General features: G+C 64.0%; 1 protein-coding gene. It reads right to left on the bottom strand.

Features of this window, described 5'->3' with window-relative positions; all coding sequences use genetic code 11:
• Positions 1 to 4: 4 nt before the first annotated feature.
• Positions 5 to 1,351, bottom strand: a complete 1,347-nt coding sequence (locus tag F2P45_RS34145; protein WP_229505439.1) for an ISL3 family transposase — start codon at positions 1,349 to 1,351, stop codon at positions 5 to 7.
• Positions 1,352 to 1,571: the final 220 nt, after the last annotated feature.

The following is a 1,571-nucleotide window of genomic DNA, read 5'->3' as shown; positions in this document are numbered from 1 at the left end:
GGCTCTATGACGTTTTCGGTGAAACTTGACGACCGCCACGGTATCGCCTAATTGAAATCGACCGCTGCGCGGCGGCCTGCAAGGGATTGACGGGTAAATGAGCGAGTTTGGACATGCGCAGATAGGCGATAGCGATGAAGTTGGCGGCGCTCCGGAAGCCGCGTGCTGCTCGCTTGGCTTGCTGAAGCATGCCGTTCATCGCTTCGACATAGGCGTTGCTGCGGCCATCGAGCATGCCGCGCACGACGCCTGGCAGGCGCTCGCGCAGCGTCAGCGCCAGTTTCTTGAACGGCTCGAGTCGGCTTCGGCGGGCCCACGATATCCAACTCTCCAGCGCCGCCTGCGCCGCTTCCGCGCTGTTGGCGACCACGGCGTGCCGATAGGTGTCCCGCAATGCTTCTTTCAGCCGCCACGCCCTTGCGCTCTTGAGTCGGGAACGCTGCAAGAGATACATCGTGTCGCGCTGGCGCGCCGTCCAGCTGTGCGCGTCGCGGCGCATCCCCCACATCAACGCACGGACGGTCTTGCGTTCGGTGCCCAAGGCGCTACGAACGACGCGCGGCTGCTCCGCCATTTCCAGCTTGCGTACCTTGTCCATCGCATCGTTGGCCAAGGCGATCACGTGGAAGCGGCCGAAGCTGATCTGGGCCTGCGGCAATTGCTCGGTGACGCCTTTGATGTAGGCCTGGCCCATGTCCATGCAGACGTGCTCGATCCGCTGCGGCTGCCCGCCATGGGCGATCAGATCGGCCTTGAATGCGACCACCGTCTCGTGGTCGCGGCCTTCGGTGGCGAACAGGAGGCGCTTGGCATCCAAGTCGTGAACGACCGTCACGTACTGGTGACCGCGCCGAAGGCTGGTCTCGTCGATGCCGATGAGCTTCACCTCGCTCATGTCATCCTTGCCGCGCGCCACGGCGACGTAATGGCCGACGCTGCGCCACAGGCGATGCGCCGTCACACGCAGCAGCCGGGCGGTCTCGGCCACGGTCATCGTTTGGCACAAGGACATGGCCAGAGCCTCGAACAGCAGGGTGAAATGACTGCCAGGGCGCGACCATGGCACCTCGATGCGCGAGGTCTTTCCGCAGGAGCGGCAGCGCACGCGCGGCACTTCGGCGTGCACCCAAGCTTCAAATTGAAAGAAATCGAGGTGCCGCCAGCTGCGCTGCATGCGGCTGTGGATCTTCTGCGCCGGCGCCTTGCAGGCGGGGCAGGCCATTTCCTCGCTTTGATAGCGGACTTCAAAGTCGATCCGTCTCGCTCCCGTGTCGAGCTTCAATTCGCTCACCTCCCACGGGGCTTGCAAGCCCAGTGCGGTGGTGAACAGGGTTTCCATGCCAATACTCAAACTGCCCTCACCAGCCGGAAACGCCGGCACGCCTGTTGTCCAAGGTCGCCGCCACGGCCTGCCGCGTCGGCGACCATGGACCAGCTTATACGCCCTGCATGCCGTCAAGGGTGCGCTACGCCGGCACGCGCGCAGCGCGCGCCGCCCTTGACCGCACTCCGGGACGGTAGAACCTCACAGCATAGCAGATGTCAAGTTTCACCGAAAACGTCATTGGGCC

Origin of the sequence: Massilia mucilaginosa, assembly GCF_011682145.1 — a bacterium.
GTDB classification, from domain to species: domain Bacteria; phylum Pseudomonadota; class Gammaproteobacteria; order Burkholderiales; family Burkholderiaceae_D; genus Telluria_A; species Telluria_A mucilaginosa.
Note: the sequence above shows the minus strand (reverse complement) of the source record. Positions and strands in the feature narration are given on the sequence as shown.